Below are 23,554 nucleotides of genomic sequence, written 5' to 3'. Positions count from 1 at the left end.
CGACTATGGCATGTGTTTTTCAGACGGCCTTTTTCGGATTTGAGGCCGTCTGAAAATTAATGGCCGAAAATTAATGGCCGGGCAAAATATATCATGCCGTGCCTAAAAGAAATTAAAATGGGCAGGCTGGTTTTTAGCCTAGGAGTTGCAAGGTTTTGCCGGGCTGAAGCCCAGCCTACGCATTACTGCACGTTACTTTGCAAAAGCGTCTGCATTCCACCGCCGTCATTAGCTGCGCTACCCCCGCGCAGGCGGGAATCCACTCATGAAGTGTGGCTGCTTATTTTAAAACGATATGTTGCTTGATATTCAAAGTAGATTCCCGCCTGCGCGGGGGTAGCGCAGCGGACTTGCGCAGCTAATGACGTCAGCAAATAGCAGGATTTAATTTTGACGGCTGTTTTTGTTGGTAACACCGAAAAACACGGCCAAGCTACCCCGCTGTTCCATATCGGGTCGGCAACCCGACCTGCCGCAACCACCCTACTTCGCGGCTTTCTTTTCCTGCTCGGCTTTCAAAATCACCTGATACTGCTCCATTGCGGCGCGGAAGCCGGCGTCGGCGGTTTCGGTTTGGTTGGTTTGGAAAGCGTTTTCGGCACGGCTGAAATGTTCTTCGCCGGTTTTCCACTGCTCGGGGTATTTTTTGGCGTATTTTTTGGCATACGTGCGGTTGTTCATCACAAGGTGGCGCAGGCCGAACAGGGTATATTGCGGGTTGACGCTGTGGCTGGTTTTGTCAAACTTGAATACGCCGTCCTGCCCGGCTGCGGGTGCGGCTTTGGCGGTGTCGCTTGTCTGTCCGCAAGCGGCGGCGGCAAGTGCGACGGCGGTGGCGAGAATGGCGGGTTTCAGCATATCGGCTCCTTAACGGCGTCCGGCCAAGGCTTGCTCGGCTATTTCGAAATCGGAAAAATGGTGTTTCACGCCTTTGATGTCTTGGTAGGTTTCGTGGCCTTTGCCGGCAATCAGGATGATGTCGCCGACAGCGGCTTGCGCCACGGCGTATTCGATGGCGGCTTTGCGGTCGGCTTCGGTTTTTTCCGGTTGGGGTACGGCGGGCAGGATGTCGTTGATGATGTCTTGCGGCTCTTCCATGCGGGGGTTGTCGCTGGTGACGACGACTTTGTCTGCCCCCTCTGCCGCCGCTGCGCCCATCAGCGGGCGTTTGCCGCGGTCGCGGTTGCCGCCGCAGCCGAACACGCACCACAGTGCCGCGCCTTGCGGCTTGATTTCCTGCAGGGTGGCCAGTGCTTTTTCCAGTGCGTCGGGCGTGTGGGCGTAATCGACCACTACCAGCGGCTTGCCGGGGTTCATGATGCAGTCCATGCGGCCGGTGGCGGGGCGGATTTGCGCTAGGGCGTTTAATACTTTATCGAGCGGGTAGCCGTCGGCGCACAATACGCCGACGCAGGCGGCGAGGTTTTGCGCGTTGAAGCGTCCGAGCAGGCGGGTTCGGCATTCGCCGCTACCCCACGGGGTGTCTAAGGCGACTTTCATGCCGTCTGAAGATGCGGTAAATCCGGTAATGCGGATGGCGGCTTTTTCGTCGAAGCCGTAGCTGTACACCGCTACGTCGGGGCGTTCGTTTTTCAGTCGGCCTGCCAAGGCTGCGCCGTATCCGTCGTCAATATTGATGACGGCGTGTTTCAGACCCTGCCAGTAAAACAGGCGGGATTTGATGGCACCATAGGCTTCCATGGTGCCGTGGTAATCGAGATGGTCGCGGGTCAGATTGGTGAACACGGCCGTCTGAAAAGGTACGCCGTTGACCCGGCATTGGTCCAAACCGTGGCTGGACACTTCCATGGCAGCCGCCGTTGCGCCCTGCTGCTTGAAACGGTGCAACAGGGTTTGTACGGTAACGGGGTCGGGCGTGGTGTGGGTAGCTTCCTGCAGCCCGCCCCAAAAGCCGTTGCCGACCGTACCGATTACGGCGCATTTTTCCTCCAGCAAATCAGCGGCCTGAGCCAGCCATTGCGTAACGGAGGTTTTGCCGTTGGTGCCGGTCACACCCCAGATTTTCAGGCCGTCTGAAATATTATTGTAAACTTGTGCCGCCAAAATACCGGCACGGTGTTTCAAATCGCGGATGCCTTGATTGGGTACCGCCCAATCCTCATTCCAAACGAAGCTGCCGTCGTCGTCCCAAAACACGAAAGCCGCGCCGTTTTGGATCGCGGCGGGAATATAGCTGCGCCCGTCGGTGTATTCGCCCTGGCAGGCTACAAAAATATCGCCCTGTTTGATTTGCCGGCTGTCTGAAAACAACAACCGCCCTGCTGCGTTTTCACACAGCAGAGCAGGCAGGTGGTTTTCGGCTAAGGGGGTCAGTTCGCTGAACATGATTGTCTCAATCGTTTGATTCAGTATGGGTTAACGGTAACGTATCCTCGGGATGTAACTTTATTTACCCGAAGCCAGCGGCTTAGTCGGCGACACGCCCAAAATGTTCAGGCTGCCCGCCATCACTTCTTTAAACAGCGGGCCGGCCACGCCGCCGCCGTAGAAGCCGTGGGCGCTCGGTTCGTCGATATTGACGGCCACAATCACGCGCGGATTTTTCGCCGGGGCAAAGCCGACGAAGGATGCCACATATTTGCCGGAGTTGTAGCTGCCGCCCACCAGTTTTTTCGCCGTACCGGTTTTACCGGCCACATCGAAGCCCTCCACGGCAGCGGCCGTACCCGTGCCGCCCGGCTCGGTAACGGAAATCATCATTTCCCGAACTTTGCGCGCGGTTTCCGCTTTAATCACGCGCTCGCCCTTGGGCGCAACGGCCTGCTTCTCGAAGCTGACCGGCAGCAGCACGCCGTTGGTGGTCAGCACGGTATAGGCGCGCGCCATCTGCAGCAGGCTCAGCTGCAGGGTATAGCCGAACGACATAGTTGCCTGCTCGTGCGGCGTCCAGGTTTTCCAGTTTTTCAGCAGGCCGGGGGTTTCGCCGGGGAAGCCCGAACGCATACGCATACCGATGCCGAGCTGGCGGTAGTAGTCGTACATTTCTTTGGGCTTGAACATGGCCGACAGCTTACTGGTGCCGACGTTGGACGATTTCTGAATAATGCCGCGCACGTCAAGCTGCGGATAAGTATGGGTGTCTTTCACCGTAGCCGTGCCGAAGCGCAGCGGCGTGGTGCCGAATACGTCGCCGGACGATACTTTGCCGGCATCCAAGGCTTTGGCCACGATAAACGGTTTGATAATCGAGCCCGGCTCAATCATATCGGTCACGGCGCGGTTGCGGCGCTGCTCGCTGCCGGCCTGACCCGGCTCGTTCGGATCGTAGGCCGGGCTGTTGACCAAGGCCAAAATCTCGCCCGTTTGCGCGTCCAACACCACCACCGTACCGGCTTTGGCTTTATGGTGCGCCACGGCTTTGTTCAGTTCTTCATAAGCCAGCGTTTGGATGCGCTGATCCAGCGACAGCACCATATCCTGGCCGCTCTGCGGATTGCTGTTGCGCGGGGAATCCAAGCTGTCAACGATATTGCCTTTGTTGTCGCGCAAAACGACTTTAGCGCCGTCTTCGCCGCGCAGTTTGTCTTCGCGGGAAAGCTCCAAACCTTCCTGGCCTTTGCCGTCGATATTGGTAAAGCCGATAACGTGGGCAAACAGATTACCCATAGGGTAATGGCGTTTCAATTCCTGCTCAAACGCCAAACCTTTGATGCCCAAAGCGGTGATTTCGTCCGCTTTTTCCTGGCTCAGCTGACGCTTGAGATAAACGAAGCTACGGCCTTTCTGGCTCAGACGGTCGGTCAGCGTTTCCACCGATACGCCGGTGATTTCGGACAATTTCTCCAGCTGCTCCGCGCTCGGCATCTCGCTCATGCTCGACGGGTTGGCATACAGCGATTCGGTCGGCGCGCTCAGCGCCAGCGTGGCGCCGTTGCGGTCGGTAATCATGCCGCGCGTCGCCGGCAGCGGCAACGTGCGCACGAAGCGTCGGTCGCCCTGCTCTTTCAAAAACTCATGCTTGGTGGTGTGCAGATATACGCCGTGCATCAGCAGGCCGCCGAAGGCAAACGCCATCAGGCCCAAAACCAGGCAGATGCGTCCGTCGCTGGTGATGGGCTTTTTGACCTTAGGCTGCTTGGGCAGTATTTGCGGTTTATATTCGTTCTTAATCAACATGCTTGTCTCGTCGGCGGAGCACTCCGGCCAAGGCCGGCCCCGTATCATTATTATGGTTGTTTCGTGCTGTTTGTCGTTTGCGAAGCGGGTTGCCCGAAAGGCTACCCTTATTTCTCTATTTTGTTATTGCGCTCGACCATGATGGTATTGTGTGCCGAAGGCGGTCGCAGGCGCTGTTTTTCGGCCGCCACTTTAATCAGCTTGTGGTTGGCCAAACGCGCCTGCTCCAGCTTCAAGCGCGCAAAATCCTGATCGAGCTGGATTTCCTGCTTCTGCGCCTTATCCAGCTCGATAAAGTAACGGCGCGACTGGTCTTGCACCGTTACCACGAAAAAGCCCGACGCAAATGCCGCCAGCAGTAAGATAATGTTCAACTTATTCATGTGTTATTTTTCAGACGGCCTGCCTAGCGCACGGCCGTTCAACTGCCCGGTTATTCTGCTGCAAATGCGCCGCTGCTGCGCTCGGCTACCCGCAATACCGCGCTGCGTGCGCGGGGGTTGGCCGAAGTTTCCGCCGCGCCGGGCTTGATGGCCTTGCCGACGGCTTTCAACGGCGGCTGCGGCAAATCGGCTTCTTTCACCACCGCCCAACGCGGCAGCGGCGCGTGCTGCGAATGCTTTTTCACAAACTGCTTGACGATGCGGTCTTCCAAAGAATGGAACGCAATCACCGCCAAACGGCCGCCCTCGTTCAATCGGGCCACCACCTGCGGCAATACCGCTTCTACCTCTTCGAGCTCACGGTTAATAAAGATGCGAACTGCTTGGAAGGTGCGCGTCGCGGGGTCTTGGCCGCGCTCGCGAGTACGGACGTTTTGCGCCACGAGCTGCGCCAGCTTGCGGGTTGTATCAATGGGCGCTTCCTGACGCTGCGCGACAATGGCGCGCGCAATCTGGCGACTAAACCGCTCTTCACCATAATTCTTAATGACCTCGTGTAATTCCTGCTCATCGGCTGCGGCAATCCATTCGGCCGCCGACATTCCCCGGGTCGGGTCCATACGCATATCCAGCGGCGCGTCGAAGCGGAAGCTGAATCCGCGCTCTCCGTCGTCGATTTGCGGCGAAGAAATACCCAAATCAAACAAAGCGCCGTCGATTTTGCCGATGCCCAAGTCGTCCAAGGCCGTCTGAAAAGTGGCGAAACCGCCGTGCACCACACTGACGCGTTTATCCTGCGCCGCCAATTCCTGCGCCACGGCAATCGCCTGCGGGTCTTTATCAAACACAATCAGCCGGCCGGCCTCGCCCAAGCGGGACAAAATCAGGCGGGAGTGCCCTCCCCTGCCGAACGTACCGTCCACATACACGCCGTTTTCACGGATATTCAGCGCATCCACGCCCTCGTGCAGCAACACGGTAATATGTTGGTAAGTTTCGTTCCCGCTCACAGCTGCAAATCCGTTTGGCTTAATTGGAACGCCAATTCGTCGGCATCGTCATCCAGAGCCTGATTCATCTCATGCTCCCAATGCTCGCGACCCCACAGCTCGAGGCGGTTGGCGCGACCGACCAGCGTTACTTCTTTTTCAAAATCCACGCGGCGGCGCAGGTTGGCCGGCAGCAGCACGCGCCCGGCGCTGTCCCACTCCAGCGTATCGGCATTATGCAGCAACAGGTTTTGATAACGCTGCAGCATGGGATTACCCGCCGTTTTCAGCGCCAAAAGCTGCTGCGACACGCGCTCCCATTCCGATTCCGGATACATCAGGATTTTCTGGCGCGAGTCCAGCGTCGCCACCACCGCCGGGGTGTAGCGGCGCAGCAAAAGATCGCGGAACTTGGCCGGAATGGCCAACCGCCCTTTGCTGTCTATGCTCAATTCATGAGAGCCGCCGAACACGATTACACCCTTACTAGTGGAAAGTTAAAATACGGAGCAGCAGATGACACTTTCACCCACTTTACCCCACTAAGCGACACTATAAGAAATTTTACCTTGTCGGTCAAATGAGCTTCCGCAAAAAACCACACACAGCATTAAATAAAAAATCCTTTAAATACAATCATCTGATTATCCGACACACAAGCGCGCGCGCCGCAGCGGGCAGGCCGCAGGCCGCCAAACCACCGTATCTTGTATTTCGGATTTTCATTTAATACTAAATATAGTATTTCAACACCCAAACCGACCGCCCCGGCTTTCGCGTTATAATACGCAGGCAAATCATCATTTTTTACATTATCTAACAGTCATGAAGCCGCACATCCCCGCCCCCGAGGCCGAAGCGCAGGCCGCCAGCGCGCGCCTGGTTCGGCTAATCGCAGACGAAATTACCCGCTGCGCCAACTGGCTGCCCTTCTCCCGATTTATGGAACTGGCGCTCTACGCCCCCGGCTGCGGCTACTACACCGGCGGCGCACACAAAATCGGCGCAGCGGGCGATTTCATTACCGCCCCCACTCTGACCCACCTTTTCGGGCAAACCGTCGCCCGCCAGCTCGCCCCGCTGCTGCCGCAAACCGGCGGCACAATTTACGAATTCGGCGCGGGTACAGGCGACTTGGCGGCGGTATTACTCAACAGCCTCGGGCCGCATATCCAACGCTACTGCATCATCGAAGTTTCCCCCGAGCTGGCCGAACGGCAGCGCAGCCTGATTGCCGCCAAAGTGCCGTCTGAATTAGCGCAGAAAGTCGCCCACCTGCCCGCCCTGCCCGATACGCTCGACGGCATCGTCGTCGGCAACGAAGTTTTGGATGCTATGCCCGTCGAGCTCATCAGTCGGCGCGACGGCGCATTTCTGCAACAAGGCGTGAGCCTGCAAAACGATACGCTGATTCAAACCGGGCAAACGCTGACACAACCCGACCTACTGGAAGCCGCCGCACGCTATTTCCCCGCCGCCGAGCCTTACACCAGCGAGCTGCATCCCGCCCAATACGCCTTTGTCCGCACGCTGGCCGATCGACTGGTGCGCGGCGCGGTGCTGCTGATTGATTACGGCTTCGATGCCGCGCAGTATTACCACCCGCAGCGGCACATGGGCACCCTAATCGGCCACTACCGCCACCACACCGTGCACGACCCGTTTTTCCACATCGGCCTGACCGACCTGACCGCCCACGTCAACTTTACCGACACCGCACAAGCCGCTGTTGACGGCGGTTTGGACTTAATCGGCTACACCACCCAGGCCAATTTTCTGCTGAACCTCGGCATCACGGAGCTGCTGGCACAAAGCGGCCGCCCCGACAGCGCCGCCTACGCCCGCGAAGCCGCCGCCGTGCAGCAGCTGCTCAACCCGCACGAAATGGGCGAGTTGTTTAAAGTCATCGCTTTCGGACGCGGCATCGATGTCGATTGGCAGGGTTTCGCGTTCGGCGACATCTGCCACAAGCTGTAAACCCGCCGCAGGCCGTCTGAAAACCTCGCTTTTTCAGACGGCCTTTTTGATTTTTTCTTTTTAAAAATCAAAATACAATCAATTTTCCGAAAAATAACCCTTGCCAGCCGCCCAAAAAAACATATAATAGCGACTTCACGAAACGGCGAATTAGCTCAGTCGGTTAGAGCAGAGGAATCATAATCCTTGTGTCCGGGGTTCGAATCCCTGATTCGCCACCATTTGGGGGTATAGCTCAGTTGGTAGAGCGCTTGCATGGCATGCAAGAGGTCAGCGGTTCGATCCCGCTTACCTCCACCAAGATTTAAAAAAGTCCTTACTTCGGTAAGGACTTTTTGCTTTTCTGCCCGCATTATCCTGCCCCGCCCGCAGCAAGCGGCGGCGGCAAACTTTTGCTACAATACCCCCTTTTCTCCAACACAGGCCACACGATGACCGATACCCGCTCCGGCACGCTCCAACAGATTTTTTCCCGGCGGATGCTGATTTGCATCTTCACCGGCTTTACTTCCGGCCTGCCCCTGTATTTCCTGATTAATCTCGTGCCCGCCTGGCTGCGCAGCGAACACATCGATTTGAAAACCATCGGCCTGTTTGCCCTGATCGGCCTGCCGTTTACCTGGAAATTCGTCTGGTCGCCGCTGATGGATGCCGTGCGCCTGCCCTTTCTCGGCCGCCGCCGCGGCTGGATGCTGGTGACCCAAATCGGCCTGCTGGCCTCGCTAGCCGCCTATGCCCTGCTCAACCCGCACCAACACATGGCCGTGATTATGGCGCTCTCCGTCGTGGTGGCCTTTTTCTCCGCCAGCCAAGACATCGTGCTCGATGCTTTCCGCCGCGAAATCCTGCCCGACAGCGAATTGGGCTTGGGCAACGCCATCCACGTCAACGCCTACCGCATCGCCGCGCTCGTACCCGGCTCGCTCAGCCTGATTTTGGCCGACCTGATGCCCTGGCAAAACGTATTCGTCATCACCGCCCTGTTTATGATTCCCGGCCTGCTGATGACCCTGTTTCTGGCGCAGGAGCCGGATTTGCCTCCGAAAGCGCCGCGCACGCTGCAGCAGACCATTGTCGAGCCGTTTCACGAATTTTTTACCCGCAAAGGCGTGCAGCAGGCACTGCTTGTTTTGGCCTTTATCTTCTTCTACAAACTCGGCGACAGCATGGCGACCGCGCTGGCCACGCCGTTTTATCTCGATATGGGCTACAGCAAAACCGACATCGGCCTGATTGCCAAAAACGCCGGGCTGTGGCCGGCCGTGATTTTCGGCATTATCGGCGGCATCTGGATGCTGAAATTGGGCATCAACAAAGCCCTGTGGCTCTTCGGCCTCGTGCAATGGGTGACCATTTTGGGCTTTGTCTGGCTCGCCAGCTACCAGCATTTTGAAGTAATCGGCATGAGCGAGCGCGTGATTCTCGCCGTGGTCATCGGCGCAGAAGCCGTCGGCGTTGGCTTGGGCACGGCGGCATTTGTCGCCTATATGGCACGCGAAACCAACCCCGCGTTTACCGCCACGCAGCTTGCCCTGTTTACCAGCCTGTCTGCCGTACCGCGCACCTTTATCAACGCCACCACCGGCTATCTGATTGAGTGGCTGGGCTACGTCGATTTCTTCTGGCTCTGCTTCTTCCTGGCCGCGCCCGGTATGCTGCTGCTCTTCAAAGTCGCTCCGTGGAACGGCGACAAAGTTGACAGCAAAACCGCTGCCTGATGTTTCCGAACGATATAAAAAGGCCGTCTGAAAATCGCGGATTTTCAGACGGCCTTTTTATATCCGCATCCCCCTATTCAATCTCCAAACGCTCCATCCGGTAGCGCATGGAGCGGAAGCTGATGCCCAAGAGTTTGGCTGCCTGCGTGCGGTTGTAGCGCGTTTGCTGCAACACTTGGCGCAGGATGTTGCGTTCGACTTCGTCCAGATAATCCTGAATCTGCATACGGCGCGGGTCGAAAGGCGGCAGGCCGTTTTCGGCGGCTTCGGCGGATGCGGTTTCCATGGGTTCGGCTTCCGGCGGCAGCGTCTGTTTCAACACTTCGGCGGAGTGGGTTTGGATTTGCAGGTCGTCCACCTGAATCATCTGCCCCACTGTCAGCGCGACGGCGCGTTCCAAAATATTTTCCAGCTCGCGGAAGTTGCCCGGGTAGCTGTAATGCAGCAGGGCTTCCTGCGCTTTGCTGCTGAGGGTGTAGTGTTCGCTGCCCCGGCAGTGTTTGTGCAGCAGATAGGCAATCAGCGCCTTCAAATCTTCGCGCATTTCGCGCAGCGGCGGCATATGCACCGATACGACGTTTAAGCGGTAATACAGGTCTTGGCGGAACGCGCCGCTTTCGACCAGGGCTTCGAGGTTTTTATGCGTGGCGCACACGATGCGCACATCGACTTTGGTTTCCTGCGCTTCGCCGATGCGGCGCACGGCTTTTTCCTGAATGGCACGCAGCAGTTTAACCTGCATGGCCAGCGGCAGGTCGGCCACTTCGTCGAGAAAGAGCGTGCCGCCGTCGGCGTGTTGGAAAAAGCCCTGGCGGTCTTGGTCGGCGCCGGTAAAGCTGCCTTTTTTATAGCCGAAAAACTCGCTTTCCATCAGGTTTTCGGGAATGGCGCCGCAGTTGACGGCCACAAAGGGGCGGCGGCGGCGCTCGGACAGCTCGTGAATGGTGCGCGCGGCCTGCTCTTTACCCGTGCCCGATTCGCCTGCGATATATACGGGCACGTTGCTGCGTGCCAGGCGGCGGATCAGATGGCGGGCTTCGACCATTTGCGGCGAACTGCCCAGCAGGCGCGGCATATCGGCTTCTCCGCCAATCGGCGGCGCGGCGGTTTCAGACGGCTGCACTTCGGGCTGCGGCACTTCCGCTTCCGGGAAAAGCTCGCCTGTCAGCACCGGCTCAGGCTCGGGCGCCACTTCCGGCTCGGACGGCGGCAGGCTGCGGGCGGGCGGCTCGCTCTGTTCGTTGACGCTGATGGCGGATTTCACCAGCGAGCGCAGCTGCGACAGGGTAATCGGTTTTTGCAGATAATCAAACGCGCCGGCTTTGAGCGCTTCAACGGCTTGGTCGGCATTGCCGAAAGCGGTAATCACCGCCACGGGGGTATCCGACATCAGCTCGTTGATGTAGTGGACGACCTCGAGGCCGGAGCCGTCGGGCATACGCATATCGGTCAACACCAGCGAATAGGTGCCGGCCGACAGCTTGCTTTTGGCATCTTCCACGCCAACAGCGGTATCCACGCGCAAACCCATTTTCATCAGGGTCATTTCCATCAGGTCGCGGATATCGGTTTCGTCGTCAACGACCAGTACCGGATCTTGTAATTTATTCATTATTGTCTCTCGGTAAAATCACTTCAAATCCATTCATTTCGGGGCGGTAGTGCAGCTGCCCCTTATTGGCGTGCGCCAGCTCGAGCGCGACATACAGCCCTAAGCCTGTGCCGCCTTTTTTATCGGTGGTGAAAAACGGCTCAAACAGGCGGCTGCGTAAATCCGGCGGCACGCCCGGGCCGTTGTCTGCCACCACGATGGACACGTGCGACTGCCCGCTCGGGCGCATGAATACGGTGACCGCGCCCTGGTCTTTGCGGCTGTGCTTCCAGGCGTTGTTGCACAAATTCCACATCATCTGCTGCAGGTGCATGCTGTCTGCCAACACCGTCAGGCTGTTGCCGTCCATATGCATCCGCACGCAGCCGACCGATTTGGGGTTGTTTAAGGTAAATTCCTGCTTAAACTCCAGCCAGAATTTCATCAGGTTGACCGGCTCGCATTTGAGGCGGTCGCGCTTGTTCACCAGCGACACTTCTTCCAACATTTTGTCGATGCGCTGGATATTGCTGTCGATGATGCCGTAAAGCTTGCGCGTCACCGGGTCGGCATCGCCCTCCTGCAGCAGGCCGTTGGCATGGCGGATGGCCGACATGGGATTGCGGATTTCGTGCGCCAGATTGGAGGTCAGCTGCCCCAGCGATGCCAGCTTGGTGGACATGGCCTCCGCCGCCACTTCGCGCAGCGAGCGCACATAGAGTATCAGCAGCTCGGCTTCGGGCTGGATTAGCGGCACGGCGCGCACGTGCATGGCGTGCTGGAAAATCCGGATATCGGTTTCAAACGATTTGTCGGCCCGGCCGCGCCATTGCGCCACCAAGTCGGCAAACAGCGGCTCGCGCTGCCCCACGGAAATCTCGGGAAAATATGCTTTGGCTTTTTGGTTAAACAGCCATACCTGCTGAGCCGCGTCCAACACCACCACCGCTTCCTGCACGCTGTTGAGCACCATGCGGTTCAAGCCGCTCAGGCGTTTGACGGTTTGGCGGTTGTGTACCGCCGAATCGGTGGCCGCGCGCAGATGTTCGGCGATAAAGGAAATCAGAAACGCCACCAGATAAGCCGCCGCAATCAGCACGCCCGCCCGCAATACCTGATCGGTGTGCCAATCGAAAGGATTAAGCCGTATGCCGCCGCCCAAAAACAGATTGAACACAATCAGCATGGCGGTATAGCCGGCATACAGCAGCGGATAGCGCCCGTAGCTGAGCATGCAGGAGCTGGCGACAAAAGGCAGCACCAAAATGCCCAGTCCCGTTTCCAGCCCGCCGACTACATACACCAGCACCATAATCATGCTGATATCGACGGCGGCGCTGGCATTGGGCAGATCCAGATTCTGCAGCTGCCAATCGGGGCGGAAAATCGTCAGGAAAATCAGAAAAGTATAGAGCAGCACCCAGCTGTAAAACGCCACATCGGGAAAGCCGGAATGGCCGGGGCTGAGCGAAGAGTCGGTCACCAGCAGCTGAAACACCAGCAGCGGCAATACGATGGCGATGCGGGCGATATTCACCAAGCCGGGAAGTTTTTCGCTCTGCGCTTCCCAGCTGGTCTGCCTGATAAACTGTCTGCCCATAATGACCGGCTCCGATAGCGGCAGGCAGCGCCCGCCGTATTTGACGCTGCACGGGGCAATCGGCTGCCGCTCCGTGCAGAAAAAAGGAAAATAAAAACGCAAAGGCCGTCTGAAAAAGTCAGACGGCCTTTTCTACCGTGCATATTATACTGAAATTTCACGGCATTTGTCTATGCAAATAGCATTAAACGTATTTAATCAAACAAACCGCGCAAACGCCCCGCAATCGCCAGCGGCTTGCCCTTGCGCCCGCGCTTGCCTTCGATTTCGACCATCTCCAGCGTTTCCTTGCGCTCCGCGCCGCGTTTGCCCACGCTCTCCAGCGTGATGCTCGGCGCGGTGGTGGTCAGCACCTGAATCACGTTTTCGCCGTCGGCCAAGCTGATGAGCTGCAGGCCGCGGCCTTTGGCCATCACTTTCAACTCGCCCAACGCAAAGGCCAGCGCGCGGTTATCGTCGGTCACGGCCACGACTTTGCAGTCGGGATTAATCAGCGACGCAGCATAGACGGCTACCGGCGGCAGCACGGTTTCGCCGCTGTCGAGCGACATCACCACTTTACCCGCCTTGACACGCCCTGCCATATCGCCGAGTTTAGCAATAAAGCCGTAGCCGCCGCTGTTGCTCAGCAAGTAATGCTGGTCGGGCAGGCCGGTCAGTATGGCCGCGACGGACGCGCCGTTTTGCAGCTCGATTAACGAAGACACCGGTACGCCGTCGCCGCGGCCGCCGGGAATTTCGGCCGCGTCGAGGGTGTAGGTGCGGCCGAGTGTGTCCAGCACCACCACCGGCCACACGGTGCGCCCTTCCAACACCTGCTTCAGGCCGTCGCCTTCTTTGAAGGAGGTCTGGCTCAAGTCCAGATGATGCCCTGCCCGGCTGCGTATCCAGCCTTTGTTCGACAAAATCAGCGTGACCGGCTCGTCGGCGGTGGTTTGCGTGAGCGTGGCGCGACCGGCTTCTTCCACCAGGGTGCGGCGTTCGTCGCCGAACTGCTTCATATCGGCCTGCATTTCTTTGATGATGAGCTTTTTCTTTTCGCCCTCGTCCGACAGCAGGATATTCAGACGGCCTTGCTCTTCTTGCAATTCGTTCAACTCTTTTTCCAGCTTGAAGCCTTCCAAACGGGCAAGCTGGCGCAGGCGGATTTCGAGAATGTCTTCGGCTTGGATTTCCGTGAGGCCGAATGCGGCCATCAAATCGGTTTTCGGTTCGTCGCTCTCGCGGATGACGCGTATCACTTCGTCGATGTGCAGGAAAACTTTCAGACGGCCTTCGAGGATGTGCAGGCGTTTTTCTACTTGGCTCAGGCGGAACTGCAAACGGCGGGTAACGGTGGTGACGCGGAAATCCAGCCATTCCTGCAAAATGGTTTTCAGGTTTTTCTGCGCGGGGCGGTTGTCCGTGCCCATCATCACCAGGTTCACCGAAACATTGCCTTCCAGCGAAGTCTGCGCCATCAGCGTGTTCATAAAATTATCCGGTTCGATGCGGCTGGATTTCGGCTCGAATACGAGACGGACGGGGTGTTCGCCGTCGCTTTCGTCGCGCACTTTTTCAATCAGATCCAACATCAGTTTTTTGGTGTTGAGCTGGTCTTGGCTGAGCTGTTTTTTGCCCGCTTTCGGCTTGGGATTGGTCTGTTCTTCGATTTCGGCCAGGATTTTTTGCGCGCTGGCGTTCGGCGGCAGCTCGGTGACAATCACGCGCCATTGGCCGCGCGCCAGCTTCTCGATTTCGTAACGGGCGCGCACGCGCACGCTGCCTTTGCCGTTTTCGTACATCTGGCGCAAATCGGCCGCAGGGGTGATGATTTGGCCGCCGCCGGCAAAATCCGGAGCGGGAATGTAGGCCAGCAGGTCGGCGGTTTCCAAACCCGGCTTTTTCAGCAGCGCGATGGCGGCTTGGGTGACTTCGGCGAGGTTGTGCGGCGGAATTTCGGTGGCCATGCCCACGGCGATGCCGGATGCGCCGTTGAGCAACACCATCGGCAGGCGCGCGGGCAGGGAAACCGGCTCTTCAAACGCGCCGTCGTAGTTCGGCACAAAATCGACCGTACCCTGGTTGATTTCGGAAAGCAGCAGCTCGGCAATCGGGGTCAGCCGCGCTTCGGTATAACGCATGGCCGCCGCGCCGTCGCCGTCGCGCGAACCGAAGTTGCCGATGCCGTCGATTAAGGGATAGCGGAGGGTAAAGTCCTGCGCCATGCGTACCATCGCCTCATAGGCCGAGCTGTCGCCGTGCGGGTGGTATTTACCCAAAATTTCGCCGACCACGCGCGCCGATTTCACCGGCTTGGCGCCCGCGGTCAAACCCATGTCGCGCATGGCGTACAAAATCCGCCGCTGCACCGGCTTCTGGCCGTCTGAAACTTCAGGCAGGGCGCGGCCTTTGACCACGCTCATGGCGTATTCGAGATAGGCGCGTTCGGCATATTGGCCGAGCAGCAGGTAATCTTCGCCGACTGGTGCGGGCGTAGCGGGCATATCGTTCATATCAGGCAAACAGGTCTATCCAAAATAATGGAGCGTATTGTAAAGCAAAACGGGGCTTCACGCTCGGATGCCATAAGCAAAGCCGTCTGAAACCCTATTTTCAGACGGCTTTTCCTTGCTTCCAAGCGCCGAACGAAGCGTTCATCATCAAAGTCATTGAAAACAAAATCACACGGCTTTACAGCCTTACCTCATTCTTTAGTGTTTAACCGTATTAAAGTCAAAAACAAAAAAGCCGTCTGAAAATACGCATTTTCAGACGGCTTTTCTGTCTCACGGCCTTAAAGCCGGAGCGGATTATCCTTCAAATTTTTTAAACACCAGCGTACCGTTGGTACCGCCGAAGCCGAAGGAGTTGGAGATGGCGACGTTGATTTTGACGTCGCGGGCTTCGTTGGCGCAGTAATCCAAATCACAGCCGTTTTCGATGTCTTGCTCGAAAATATTGATGGTCGGCGGGGATTTTTGGTGGTGTACTGCCAATACGCTGTACACGGCTTCTACGCCGCCGGCCGCGCCGAGCAGGTGGCCGGTCATGGATTTGGTCGAGTTGACGACAACGTTGTTGGCGTGTTCGCCCAAAGCGCGCTTGAGGGCTTTGGTTTCATTGGCGTCGCCCAGCGGGGTGGACGTGCCGTGTGCGTTGACGTAATCCACATCGGTCGGGTTCAGGCCGGCATCGTTCAGGGCGCGGGTTACGGCCAGCGCGGGGCCTTCTTCGTTCGGCGCGGTGATGTGGTAGGCATCGGAACTCATGCCGAAACCGACCAATTCGGCGTAAATTTTCGCGCCGCGTTTTTTAGCATGTTCCAACTCTTCCAGCACCAACACGCCTGCGCCTTCGCCAATCACGAAGCCGTCGCGGTCTTTATCCCACGGGCGGGAGGCGGTGGCGGGGTCGTCGTTGCGGGTGGAGAGTGCCTTCATGGCGGCAAAACCGCCGACGCTGAGCATATTGATGGTGCCTTCGGCGCCGCCGGCAATCATTACGTCGGCATCGCCGTATTTAATCAGGCGGGCGGCATCGCCGATGGAATGCGCGCCGGTGGTGCAGGCGGAAACCATGCCGTAGCTCGGGCCGCGGTAGCCTTTGAGAATGGTGACATGACCGGCAATCAGGTTAATCAGCGAGCCGGGAATGAAAAACGGGTTGATTTTGCGCGGGCCGCCTTCGAATACGGCTTGGCCGGTGGCTTCGATGCTGGGCATGCCGCCGATACCGGAGCCGATGTTGACGCCGACGCGGTCTTTATCCAAGCCCGGGGTGTCGTCCAAACCGGCATCGGCAATGGCCTGCATGGCGGCGGCGATGCCGTAGTGGATGAATACGTCCATACGGCGCGCTTCTTTGGCGCTGATGTATTGGCCGATGTCGAAGCCGCGCACTTCGCCGGCTACCTGGCTGTTGAGCTCGGATGCGTCAAAGCGGGTAATCAGGCCGATACCGCTCTGACCTGCCAGCAAGTTGCTCCACGCCTCGGCGATGTCGTTGCCGACCGGAGATACTTGGCCGAGGCCTGTGATAACTACTCTTCTCTGACTCATTGATAATCTCGCTGTGCTTGGGCTTTGCCGCGGCGCCGGGCAAGGCCGTCTGAAATCCGCATGTACCGCCGCGCGTTTTCCGCATGCTGCCGGAACGCCTGCTTCATTAAGGCAAAAGCCTCTGTTTGCGGATTCGCAGCAGAGGCCTGTACGTCGATGCTACGGATTAGCCGTTGTGGACGTTGATGTAGTCGATTGCCAGTTGTACGGTGGTGATTTTTTCGGCTTCTTCGTCAGGGATTTCGCAGCCGAAAGCCTCTTCCAAAGCCATAACCAGCTCAACGGTATCCAAAGAGTCTGCGCCCAAATCGTCTTGGAAAGAAGATTCGTTTTTCACTTCGGCTTCGTTTACGCCCAGCTGTTCAGCAACAATTTTTTTAACTTGTTGTTCGATATTTGACATGTCAGTCGTTCCTTATATGCCTTGCGGCGGGTTTAAGAAAAATATAAATCGGCGCTATTCTACCGAATTGGATTAGAGTTTTCCATCTAAAAATGCAAGTCCTGCAGCTTGAGGCGGAAACTCGGCTGATGCGCCATATTAGCACAGGCCGATTTTATCTCACAAGCAGCTTTTTGTTTTTTACGGTTTATCAAGCCCTTAGATGCCGAAATTCGCCCCAAAAGGCGGTTTTTCAGACGGCTTTTCCGCCCTTTGCCGCGCCCGCAGCCTGCCCCGAACGCGCACTCTCGGTTAAAATACGCACTGATAGCCCCCTAAGGATACCTCATGGAAGCCACTGTTTATCTGGAAGACAACGAATACATCGCGCTGTGCGACCTGCTGAAGCTGGCGGGTTTGGCCGAAAGCGGCGGGCAGGCTAAAGCCTTTATCGCCGAAGGACTGGTGCGCCGCAACGGCGAAACCGAAACCCGCAAAACCGCCAAAATCCGTGGCGGCGAAGTGATTGAATTCAACGGCGTGCGCCTGGACATTACCGATGGATACGACCCTGAAGCCTGAGGCCGAAGCTCTGCTCGGTGAGCCGCTGCTGGACGAGCCGGTGCGCCCCGAAAGCTGGGAATGCTGCGGCAGCGACTGCGGCGATGCCTGCATCCAAACGATTTACTGGGCCGACAAAGCCCGCTACGACGCGCAGCAGAAACGCCTGCAGGCGCTGCTTGAGGCGCAGGCGGATTAAGCCTGCCCGCCCTGCCGGTTTTCAGACGGCCTGATGGCGCTGCCACAGCGTTTTTTGGGCGAACACCAGCTTGTTGTCGGTAAATTTCACCATATCCAAATCCAGCGCCCACACATCGCTCTTCATGGCACGCGCCATCGGATGCGCCTTGTAAAACAGCGCCAGAGCTGCTTTGCGTTCGGCTTCGTCCTCAATCACCCGCGCCTGCGCCTGAAACTGGATGCCGCTGATTTTGGTAATGGCATCGGGCTGCCCCGCCACCGTGCCCGCAATGCGCGGATTGGCCGCCATCAGCGTACCGTGGCGGGTTTTACGCGCCGTAAGCACAATCAGCCGCCCCGCCGCCAAATCGGGCACATAAAAGCAGCACGCGCTCCAAATATCGCCATCATGCGCCGCCGCCAGGCTGACAACGTGGTTTTTGCCGAAAAACGCAGCGATGTTTTCAGGAATAGGGTTCACAACAACTCCTTAAAGCATAATCCGCCGCCATTTTACGCCCGCGCAGGCCGTCTGAAAACCGCCCCGCCGTCCGACAGGTAGACAAAAAAGCCGTCTGGAAACCTGTTTTTTCAGACGGCCTTCCACCGCCCGTATGCGGCAATTCATTATAGAATAGCCATCATCAACCCCACCGCCAACCGCCCGGAGCCGCCCCATGAACCCGCGCCCGCCCCGCCGCCACCGCGGCTTTACCCTGATTCAGCTGCTGGCCGCGCTGGCCGTATTGGCTGCACTGGCCGCCGCCGCGCTGCCCGCCTACAACCGCCATCTGCGCGAAGGCCGCCTGCGCGAAGCACAAGCGGCCTTGCTGGAAAACGCGCAGTTTTTAGAAAAACACTACCGCCAAACCGGCAGCATCCGCGCCAATTCCACCACCTGGCCGACCCTGCCTGTCACCGAAGCGGGCGGCTTCTGCATCCGCCTCAGCGGCCTGGCCAGAGGGCAAAGCAACCAAACCGAAGGCAAATTCACCCTCAAAGCCGTCGCTCTCGACAAAACCCGCGAACCGCGCGTGCTGAAAACCAACGAAGCCTTAATGACCACCATCTGCGAAAGCTCGTCCAGCAGCTGCGACGACGGCCTGCAACATTTTTCGGGCGACGGCAGCACCGACCAGGACTGCCGCGTTTACCAGCACTAGAAATGCCGCGCTCCGACAGGCAAACAGGCAAAACAAAACCGCTTCGGCTTTCGCCAAAGCGGTTTTGGATATTTTGGTCGGAATGAGAGGATTCGAACCTCCGACCCCTTCGTCCCGAACGAAGTGCGCTACCGGGCTGCGCTACATTCCGAATAAGGGCGCATTATAATCCCGTTTGACTGAATTTGGCAAGCCGTTTCGATGAAAATGCCAAACAGCAGGATTACTTTACCTGAGCCAAGCGGCGGGCAGGGAGGCCTGCCCTAATGACGGCAATAAAGATTTCTGTTTGCTCAGGAATTTCATTACAGTCGTTTCAATTCTGAAACCCTTTTTTCAGACGGCCTGCACCCTACCCCGCCTACTGCTTCCACGTCAGCGCCAAATCATACAGCGCTTTTTTACTCTCGCCGGTGATTTTCGCCGCCAAATCTGCGGCCTGCTTGGTCGGCAGCTCGGCCGCCAGCACTTTCATCACGTTTTGTGCGGCTTCGGGCAGGCTGCTGCTTTTTTCTTTTTTGGCGGGGTGCAAAATCAGCACCATTTCGCCGCGCGTTTGGTTGCCGTCGTTTTGCAGGGCCGTCTGAATGTCGGCCACGCTGCCGCTTAAAAAGGTTTCAAACGTTTTGCTGATTTCGCGCGCCAACACGATTTCGCGCTCGGGAAACTGCGCCACCATATCCGCCAGCGCGGCTTCGATGCGGTGCGGGGTTTCAAACATTACAACCGGATAATCCGCCTCCGCCCATTTTTCAAACAATTTGCGGCGTTCGCCCGATTTCGGCGGCAGAAAGCCGTTGAAATAAAAGTTCGGCTCGGCCACGCCGGCCACGCTCAATGCGCCCATCACCGCACTGGCGCCGACCACGGGAACGACTTTAAACCCAGCCGTGCGCACCCGCGCGGCCAGCTTCGCGCCGGGATCGCACACGGCGGGCGTACCTGCATCGGACACTTGCGCGACTTTCAGGCCGTCTGAAAGATAGGCGGTGATTTTGTCGGTCATCTGCTGCTCGTTGTGTTCGCGCACGCTGACGAGCTTGGCCTGTATGCCGTAGGCACTTAAAAGCTGCGCGGTCACGCGGGTATCTTCGGCGCACACGATATCGGCGTTTTTCAGCACCGCCAGCGCGCGCAGGGTGATGTCGGCCAAATTGCCGATGGGCGTGGCGACAACGTATAATGTCTGCGGCTCGAGGCTGTCGCAGGCTTTTTGGTAGTGTTTCTGTATCATGGGTCTGAGGCCGTCTGAAAATCGTTTGCTTTATTATAGAGAAATAAAATAAGAAATCTACTGCGGCGGCGCAAAGGAGCGGATATGCGGTTGAACCACACTCAAGGCCGGGCGGGCGAAGATGCGGCGCTGGCGTTTTTGGAAGCGCAGGGCTGCAGGCTGCTGGCGCGCAACTGGCATTGCGCCTACGGCGAAATCGACCTGATTGTCAAAAACGGTAACACGATTTTGTTTGTTGAAGTAAAATACCGCAGAAGCAGCGGCTTCGGCGGCGCGGCCTACAGCATCACGCCGTCCAAATTATTGAAACTGCAGCGGAGTGTGGAGTATTATCTGCTGCAGCACGGCCTGAAAAACGCCGCCTGCCGCTTGGACGCGGTGCTGATTCAGGGAAACGATGCACCCGTGTGGGTGCAAAACATCACAGGTTGACCAAATCCATGACGACATTGCAAGCGCGGGTGGCCGCGCATTTTGAAGAAAGCATTAAAGCGAAGCAGCAGGCGGCGGAAGTGTTGTCCGAGCCGACGGCGCAGGCCGCGGAGCTGCTGCTGCAATGCCTGATGAACGACGGCAAAATCCTGGCCTGCGGCAACGGCGGTTCGGCTGCCGACGCGCAGCACTTCGCCGCCGAAATGACCGGCCGCTTTGAAAAAGAACGCATGGAGCTGGCGGCAGTCGCGCTCACTACCGACACCTCCGCGCTCACCGCCATCGGCAACGACTACGGCTTCGACCATATTTTCAGCAAACAGGTGCGCGCGCTCGGCCGCCCCGGCGACGTATTAATCGGCATTTCCACCTCGGGCAATTCCGGCAACGTCATCGAAGCCATCAAAGCGGCGCACGAGCGCGATATGCACGTTATCGCTCTGACCGGCCGCGACGGCGGCAAAATCGCCGCCATGCTCAAAGACAGCGATGTCTTGCTGAACGTGCCGCATCCGCGCACCGCCCGCATTCAGGAAAACCACATCCTGCTGATTCACGCGCTGTGCGACTGCATCGATACCATGCTGCTGGAAGGCATGTAAGCCGGTTTTTCAGACGGCTTACAACCTGCCGCAGGCAACGGCGCGGCTTGCTCCACTTTGCAATCAGGCAGGCAAAACGCGCCGTACAAGCGCCCCGGCCCGATTTCCGATATATTCAGACGGCCTTTTTCCGCACAGGCCGTCTGAAACCTTGTTTTCACCCTCCGAAAAGGAAGCAACGATGAAAATCAAGCAATATGCCAAACCGATTCTCACCGCCGCCCTGCTGGCCGCCACCCTGAGCGGCTGCGTCAGCGCCCTGGTCGGCGGCGCCGCGGCCGGCACCAAATCCGCCATCGACCGCCGCACCACCGGCGCACAAGCCGACGACAACGTGATGGCGCTGCGCGTGGAAAACACGGCGCTTTCCTATCTGAAGCAAAACAACCAGGCCGACGGCTACACCCCGAAAATCAACGTTGTCAGCTACAACCGCCGCCTGCTGCTGCTGGGTCAGGTTGCCACCGAAGGTGAAAAACAGTTTGTCGAGCAGGTAGCCCGCTCCGAGCAGGCCGCCGAAGGTGTGTACAACTACATCACCATCGCCACCCCCGCCCGCTCGTTCAGCAACATCAGCGCCGACACTTGGAGCACCTCCAAAGTGCGCGCCTCGCTGCTGGGCATTAACCCCGCCACCCAGGCGCGTACCAAAATCGTGACCTACGACAACGTAACCTACGTTATGGGCATCCTCACGCCCGAAGAGCAGGCTGCCGTGACCCAAAAAGTCAGCACCACCGTAGGCGTGCAGAAAGTCATCACCCTGTATCAAAACTATACCGCACAATAACAAGCCGCCGGACGCCCCGCCTTTTTCAGACGGCCTGCGGGCGTCCCGGCCGCCGCAACACCTTACGGATACCGCTCCCATGTCCCAATCCAGCAAATCCTTCCAACTCAAACCCAAACACCTGATTGCCGCCGTATTGGGCCTGTGCCTGATTGCCGTTATCGCCCTGATTATCGGCGTGGTCGGCACGCTCAAACCGCGCAACGAAGCCACAGCCGAGCCACAAACCAAGCAGGAAGATGCCCGCAACCGCGTAGAAGTCTGGAAACCGCAAGGCGCCAACCGCCAGGGCACCATCATTCTCAACCCTGAAAACGGCCAAGCGCCCGCAACCGCAGCCGCCGATACCGATGCAGACGGCAAACCCGCACGCGGCAACCCGCTGCTGCCCGCCCCTGCCGCCGCCACGACTGCGGCCGCTGCCGATAACGCAGCCGAACGCCCGCACCGCGTACAGCCCCGCCCGGCAGAACGCCCGCAGCCGCGTCCGCAACCGGCCAACACCGACACCCGCACGGCTCAAGACACCGCCGCTGCCGATACCGCAGCCGAACCCAGACGCAGCGAGCCGGCCTTGGTCGAGCCCAAGCCGAAACCCAAACCGAAGCCTAAGCCACAGCCTGAGCCGCGCGACGAACCGAAAACCGAGCCCAAGCCCAAAGCCGACAGCAAACCCGCGCCGCAGCCCAAGCCCGCCGCACCCGCCGCGCCTCAGCATAAAGAAGTTATCGACAATCTGTTTTAACCGTTCCGTTTCCCCCTCCGTTTTTCAGACGGCTCTTGCCGTCTGAAAACATTGAAAGCACATCATGGACGCAGTCATCATCAAAACCCCCGAAGAAATCGAAAAAATGCGCGAACTCGGCCGCCTGGCCGCCGAAGCACTCGATTACATCGGCCAATTCGTCAAACCCGGCGTCACCACCAACGAGCTGGACAAGCTGATTTACGACTACCATACCGAAGTACAGGGCGGCTACCCCGCGCCGCTGAACTACGGCAACCCGCCCTATCCCAAATCCTGCTGCACCTCGGTCAACCACGTTATCTGCCACGGCATTCCCGACGACAAACCGCTGAAAGAAGGCGACATCATCAACATCGACGTGACCATCAAAAAAGACGGCTTCCACGGCGATTCCAGCCGCATGTTTGCCGTAGGCAAAATCAGCCCCATCGCCCAACGCCTGATTGATGTCACCCACGCCGCCATGATGGCCGGCATCGAAGCCGTGAAACCCGGCGCCACGCTGGGCGACATCGGCTATGCCTGCCAAACCGTCGCCGAAAACGCCGGCTATTCCGTGGTGCAGGAATTTTGCGGCCACGGCATCGGCCGCGGCTTCCACGAAGCCCCGCAAGTGGTGCATTACGGCCGCAAAGGCCAGGGTATGGTCTTGAAGCCCGGCATGATTTTCACCATCGAGCCGATGATTAATCAAGGCAAACGCCATCTGCGTATTCTGAACGACGGCTGGACGGTCGTCACCAAAGACCGCTCGCTCTCCGCGCAATGGGAACACGAAGTACTGGTTACCGATACCGGCTACGAAATCCTCACCATCAGCCCGGCCACGGGCAAACCCTGATATGCCGAAGGCGGTGCTGCTGCACCGCCTTTTTTGCCACCCTGTGCTCCAAACCGAAACCTGCCAAACCGAAAGCTGTAAGGGAAACTGAAACCCGCAGGGCGGGGTTGCCACCCCGCCGCTTGTTCACAGAATGAGACAAAGCAGCAACGCCATATCATGCTGTGTGCCATAACGATATTTTCA

General features: G+C 58.1%; 23 protein-coding genes and 3 tRNA genes. 12 read left to right on the top strand and 14 right to left on the bottom strand.

Going from position 1 to position 23,554, the window contains the following annotated elements:
- Positions 1-483 precede the first annotated feature (483 nt).
- The 6 genes from BDE01S_RS01720 to mraZ all read right to left on the bottom strand — a co-directional run bounded on the left by BDE01S_RS01720 (position 484) and on the right by mraZ (position 5,982).
- Complete coding sequence (locus tag BDE01S_RS01720) at positions 484-858, bottom strand: hypothetical protein (protein WP_066076474.1); 375 nt, start codon at positions 856-858, stop codon at positions 484-486.
- Positions 859-867: 9 nt separating this feature from the next.
- Positions 868-2,346 carry a UDP-N-acetylmuramoyl-L-alanyl-D-glutamate--2,6-diaminopimelate ligase gene (locus BDE01S_RS01715; protein WP_066076471.1) on the bottom strand — a complete coding sequence of 493 codons (1,479 nt, stop codon included), beginning with the start codon at positions 2,344-2,346 and terminating at the stop codon, positions 868-870.
- 60 nt (positions 2,347-2,406) lie between these two features.
- Positions 2,407-4,137: a peptidoglycan D,D-transpeptidase PBP2 gene (gene penA, locus BDE01S_RS01710; RefSeq protein WP_066076468.1), complete on the bottom strand. Its 1,731-nt coding sequence runs from the start codon at positions 4,135-4,137 to the stop codon at positions 2,407-2,409.
- A gap of 107 nt (positions 4,138-4,244) precedes the next feature.
- Positions 4,245-4,520, bottom strand: coding sequence for a cell division protein FtsL (gene ftsL / locus BDE01S_RS01705; protein ID WP_066076466.1), 276 nt, complete (start codon positions 4,518-4,520; stop codon positions 4,245-4,247).
- 50 nt (positions 4,521-4,570) lie between these two features.
- The gene (gene rsmH, locus BDE01S_RS01700; RefSeq protein WP_066076463.1) at positions 4,571-5,530 is read right to left on the bottom strand and encodes a 16S rRNA (cytosine(1402)-N(4))-methyltransferase RsmH; all 960 of its coding nucleotides are present in this window, start codon (positions 5,528-5,530) and stop codon (positions 4,571-4,573) included.
- Positions 5,527-5,982, bottom strand: a complete 456-nt coding sequence (gene mraZ, locus BDE01S_RS01695) for a division/cell wall cluster transcriptional repressor MraZ (RefSeq protein WP_066076456.1) — start codon at positions 5,980-5,982, stop codon at positions 5,527-5,529. The genes rsmH and mraZ overlap by 4 nt, the downstream gene beginning before the upstream one ends.
- A 352-nt stretch (positions 5,983-6,334) precedes the next feature.
- Between mraZ and BDE01S_RS01690 the strand changes: the two genes are divergently transcribed.
- The 4 genes from BDE01S_RS01690 to BDE01S_RS01675 all read left to right on the top strand — a co-directional run bounded on the left by BDE01S_RS01690 (position 6,335) and on the right by BDE01S_RS01675 (position 9,204).
- Positions 6,335-7,486, top strand: coding sequence for a class I SAM-dependent methyltransferase (locus BDE01S_RS01690; RefSeq protein WP_066076455.1), 1,152 nt, complete (start codon positions 6,335-6,337; stop codon positions 7,484-7,486).
- Positions 7,487-7,630: 144 nt separating this feature from the next.
- Positions 7,631-7,707, top strand: a tRNA-Met gene (locus BDE01S_RS01685).
- Between the two features lie 3 nt (positions 7,708-7,710).
- Positions 7,711-7,786: transfer RNA gene (locus BDE01S_RS01680), tRNA-Ala, on the top strand.
- A gap of 131 nt (positions 7,787-7,917) precedes the next feature.
- The gene (locus tag BDE01S_RS01675; RefSeq protein WP_066076452.1) at positions 7,918-9,204 is read left to right on the top strand and encodes an AmpG family muropeptide MFS transporter; all 1,287 of its coding nucleotides are present in this window, start codon (positions 7,918-7,920) and stop codon (positions 9,202-9,204) included.
- A gap of 73 nt (positions 9,205-9,277) precedes the next feature.
- On the opposite strand, the gene BDE01S_RS01670 is transcribed toward BDE01S_RS01675, so the two are convergent.
- The 5 genes from BDE01S_RS01670 to acpP all read right to left on the bottom strand — a co-directional run bounded on the left by BDE01S_RS01670 (position 9,278) and on the right by acpP (position 16,838).
- Positions 9,278-10,816: a sigma-54-dependent transcriptional regulator gene (locus BDE01S_RS01670; protein WP_066076449.1), complete on the bottom strand. Its 1,539-nt coding sequence runs from the start codon at positions 10,814-10,816 to the stop codon at positions 9,278-9,280.
- Complete coding sequence (locus BDE01S_RS01665; RefSeq protein WP_066076480.1) at positions 10,809-12,395, bottom strand: two-component system sensor histidine kinase NtrB; 1,587 nt, start codon at positions 12,393-12,395, stop codon at positions 10,809-10,811. The genes BDE01S_RS01670 and BDE01S_RS01665 overlap by 8 nt, the downstream gene beginning before the upstream one ends.
- 194 nt (positions 12,396-12,589) lie before the next feature.
- Positions 12,590-14,881: a DNA topoisomerase IV subunit A gene (parC, locus tag BDE01S_RS01660; protein ID WP_439645226.1), complete on the bottom strand. Its 2,292-nt coding sequence runs from the start codon at positions 14,879-14,881 to the stop codon at positions 12,590-12,592.
- Between the two features lie 306 nt (positions 14,882-15,187).
- Complete coding sequence (gene fabF / locus BDE01S_RS01655) at positions 15,188-16,435, bottom strand: beta-ketoacyl-ACP synthase II (protein ID WP_066076443.1); 1,248 nt, start codon at positions 16,433-16,435, stop codon at positions 15,188-15,190.
- Between the two features lie 166 nt (positions 16,436-16,601).
- Entirely contained in the window at positions 16,602-16,838 is a 237-nt protein-coding gene (gene acpP / locus BDE01S_RS01650; RefSeq protein WP_066076440.1) for an acyl carrier protein, read from the bottom strand.
- Between the two features lie 327 nt (positions 16,839-17,165).
- Between acpP and BDE01S_RS01645 the strand changes: the two genes are divergently transcribed.
- Both BDE01S_RS01645 and BDE01S_RS01640 read left to right on the top strand, forming a co-directional pair.
- Positions 17,166-17,399, top strand: a complete 234-nt coding sequence (locus BDE01S_RS01645) for an RNA-binding S4 domain-containing protein (RefSeq protein WP_066076436.1) — start codon at positions 17,166-17,168, stop codon at positions 17,397-17,399.
- Complete coding sequence (locus BDE01S_RS01640) at positions 17,377-17,577, top strand: hypothetical protein (protein ID WP_066076433.1); 201 nt, start codon at positions 17,377-17,379, stop codon at positions 17,575-17,577. Before BDE01S_RS01645 ends, BDE01S_RS01640 begins: the two co-directional genes overlap by 23 nt.
- Positions 17,578-17,598: 21 nt before the next feature.
- On the opposite strand, the gene BDE01S_RS01635 is transcribed toward BDE01S_RS01640, so the two are convergent.
- Positions 17,599-18,039 carry a pyridoxamine 5'-phosphate oxidase family protein gene (locus BDE01S_RS01635; protein ID WP_066076430.1) on the bottom strand — a complete coding sequence of 147 codons (441 nt, stop codon included), beginning with the start codon at positions 18,037-18,039 and terminating at the stop codon, positions 17,599-17,601.
- Positions 18,040-18,235: 196 nt separating this feature from the next.
- Here BDE01S_RS01635 and BDE01S_RS01630 point away from each other — a divergent pair, with 196 nt between their 5' ends.
- On the top strand, positions 18,236-18,721 hold the full coding sequence (locus tag BDE01S_RS01630) for a type IV pilin protein (RefSeq protein WP_066076425.1): 486 nt from the start codon (positions 18,236-18,238) through the stop codon (positions 18,719-18,721).
- A gap of 74 nt (positions 18,722-18,795) precedes the next feature.
- On the opposite strand, the gene BDE01S_RS01625 is transcribed toward BDE01S_RS01630, so the two are convergent.
- Both BDE01S_RS01625 and rsmI read right to left on the bottom strand, forming a co-directional pair.
- Positions 18,796-18,872: transfer RNA gene (locus BDE01S_RS01625), tRNA-Pro, on the bottom strand.
- A 210-nt stretch (positions 18,873-19,082) separates the two neighbouring features.
- Positions 19,083-19,955, bottom strand: coding sequence for a 16S rRNA (cytidine(1402)-2'-O)-methyltransferase (rsmI, locus tag BDE01S_RS01620; RefSeq protein ID WP_066076422.1), 873 nt, complete (start codon positions 19,953-19,955; stop codon positions 19,083-19,085).
- An 84-nt stretch (positions 19,956-20,039) separates the two neighbouring features.
- On the opposite strand from rsmI, the gene BDE01S_RS01615 reads away from it, so the two are divergent.
- The 5 genes from BDE01S_RS01615 to map all read left to right on the top strand — a co-directional run bounded on the left by BDE01S_RS01615 (position 20,040) and on the right by map (position 23,368).
- Positions 20,040-20,387: a YraN family protein gene (locus tag BDE01S_RS01615; protein WP_066076419.1), complete on the top strand. Its 348-nt coding sequence runs from the start codon at positions 20,040-20,042 to the stop codon at positions 20,385-20,387.
- An 8-nt stretch (positions 20,388-20,395) separates the two neighbouring features.
- Positions 20,396-20,989 (top strand): phosphoheptose isomerase, encoded by a 594-nt coding sequence (locus tag BDE01S_RS01610; protein ID WP_066076477.1) that lies wholly within the window; start codon positions 20,396-20,398, stop codon positions 20,987-20,989.
- A 181-nt stretch (positions 20,990-21,170) separates the two neighbouring features.
- A complete protein-coding gene (locus BDE01S_RS01605) occupies positions 21,171-21,779 on the top strand; it encodes a BON domain-containing protein (RefSeq protein ID WP_066076416.1) in 609 nt (202 codons plus the stop codon).
- Positions 21,780-21,858: 79 nt separating this feature from the next.
- A complete protein-coding gene (locus BDE01S_RS01600) occupies positions 21,859-22,524 on the top strand; it encodes a hypothetical protein (RefSeq protein ID WP_066076412.1) in 666 nt (221 codons plus the stop codon).
- 64 nt (positions 22,525-22,588) lie between these two features.
- On the top strand, positions 22,589-23,368 hold the full coding sequence (gene map / locus BDE01S_RS01595) for a type I methionyl aminopeptidase (RefSeq protein ID WP_066076409.1): 780 nt from the start codon (positions 22,589-22,591) through the stop codon (positions 23,366-23,368).
- The last annotated feature ends 186 nt before the right edge of the window (positions 23,369-23,554 follow it).

Origin of the sequence: Bergeriella denitrificans NBRC 102155 (assembly GCF_001592185.1) — a bacterium.
GTDB lineage: Bacteria > Pseudomonadota > Gammaproteobacteria > Burkholderiales > Neisseriaceae > Neisseria > Neisseria denitrificans.
Note: the sequence above shows the minus strand (reverse complement) of the source record. Positions and strands in the feature narration are given on the sequence as shown.

Coding starts and splice junctions, on each gene's coding strand:
- BDE01S_RS01720 (WP_066076474.1), bottom strand. CDS start 858: ATGCTGAAACCCGCCATTCTCGCCACCGCCGTCGCACTTGCCGCCGCC.
- BDE01S_RS01715 (WP_066076471.1), bottom strand. CDS start 2,346: ATGTTCAGCGAACTGACCCCCTTAGCCGAAAACCACCTGCCTGCTCTG.
- penA (WP_066076468.1), bottom strand. CDS start 4,137: ATGTTGATTAAGAACGAATATAAACCGCAAATACTGCCCAAGCAGCCT.
- ftsL (WP_066076466.1), bottom strand. CDS start 4,520: ATGAATAAGTTGAACATTATCTTACTGCTGGCGGCATTTGCGTCGGGC.
- BDE01S_RS01690 (WP_066076455.1), top strand. CDS start 6,335: ATGAAGCCGCACATCCCCGCCCCCGAGGCCGAAGCGCAGGCCGCCAGC.
- BDE01S_RS01675 (WP_066076452.1), top strand. CDS start 7,918: ATGACCGATACCCGCTCCGGCACGCTCCAACAGATTTTTTCCCGGCGG.
- BDE01S_RS01670 (WP_066076449.1), bottom strand. CDS start 10,816: ATGAATAAATTACAAGATCCGGTACTGGTCGTTGACGACGAAACCGAT.
- BDE01S_RS01665 (WP_066076480.1), bottom strand. CDS start 12,395: ATGGGCAGACAGTTTATCAGGCAGACCAGCTGGGAAGCGCAGAGCGAA.
- parC (WP_439645226.1), bottom strand. CDS start 14,881: ATGCCCGCTACGCCCGCACCAGTCGGCGAAGATTACCTGCTGCTCGGC.
- fabF (WP_066076443.1), bottom strand. CDS start 16,435: ATGAGTCAGAGAAGAGTAGTTATCACAGGCCTCGGCCAAGTATCTCCG.
- acpP (WP_066076440.1), bottom strand. CDS start 16,838: ATGTCAAATATCGAACAACAAGTTAAAAAAATTGTTGCTGAACAGCTG.
- BDE01S_RS01645 (WP_066076436.1), top strand. CDS start 17,166: ATGGAAGCCACTGTTTATCTGGAAGACAACGAATACATCGCGCTGTGC.
- BDE01S_RS01640 (WP_066076433.1), top strand. CDS start 17,377: ATGGATACGACCCTGAAGCCTGAGGCCGAAGCTCTGCTCGGTGAGCCG.
- BDE01S_RS01630 (WP_066076425.1), top strand. CDS start 18,236: ATGAACCCGCGCCCGCCCCGCCGCCACCGCGGCTTTACCCTGATTCAG.
- rsmI (WP_066076422.1), bottom strand. CDS start 19,955: ATGATACAGAAACACTACCAAAAAGCCTGCGACAGCCTCGAGCCGCAG.
- BDE01S_RS01615 (WP_066076419.1), top strand. CDS start 20,040: ATGCGGTTGAACCACACTCAAGGCCGGGCGGGCGAAGATGCGGCGCTG.
- BDE01S_RS01610 (WP_066076477.1), top strand. CDS start 20,396: ATGACGACATTGCAAGCGCGGGTGGCCGCGCATTTTGAAGAAAGCATT.
- BDE01S_RS01605 (WP_066076416.1), top strand. CDS start 21,171: ATGAAAATCAAGCAATATGCCAAACCGATTCTCACCGCCGCCCTGCTG.
- BDE01S_RS01600 (WP_066076412.1), top strand. CDS start 21,859: ATGTCCCAATCCAGCAAATCCTTCCAACTCAAACCCAAACACCTGATT.
- map (WP_066076409.1), top strand. CDS start 22,589: ATGGACGCAGTCATCATCAAAACCCCCGAAGAAATCGAAAAAATGCGC.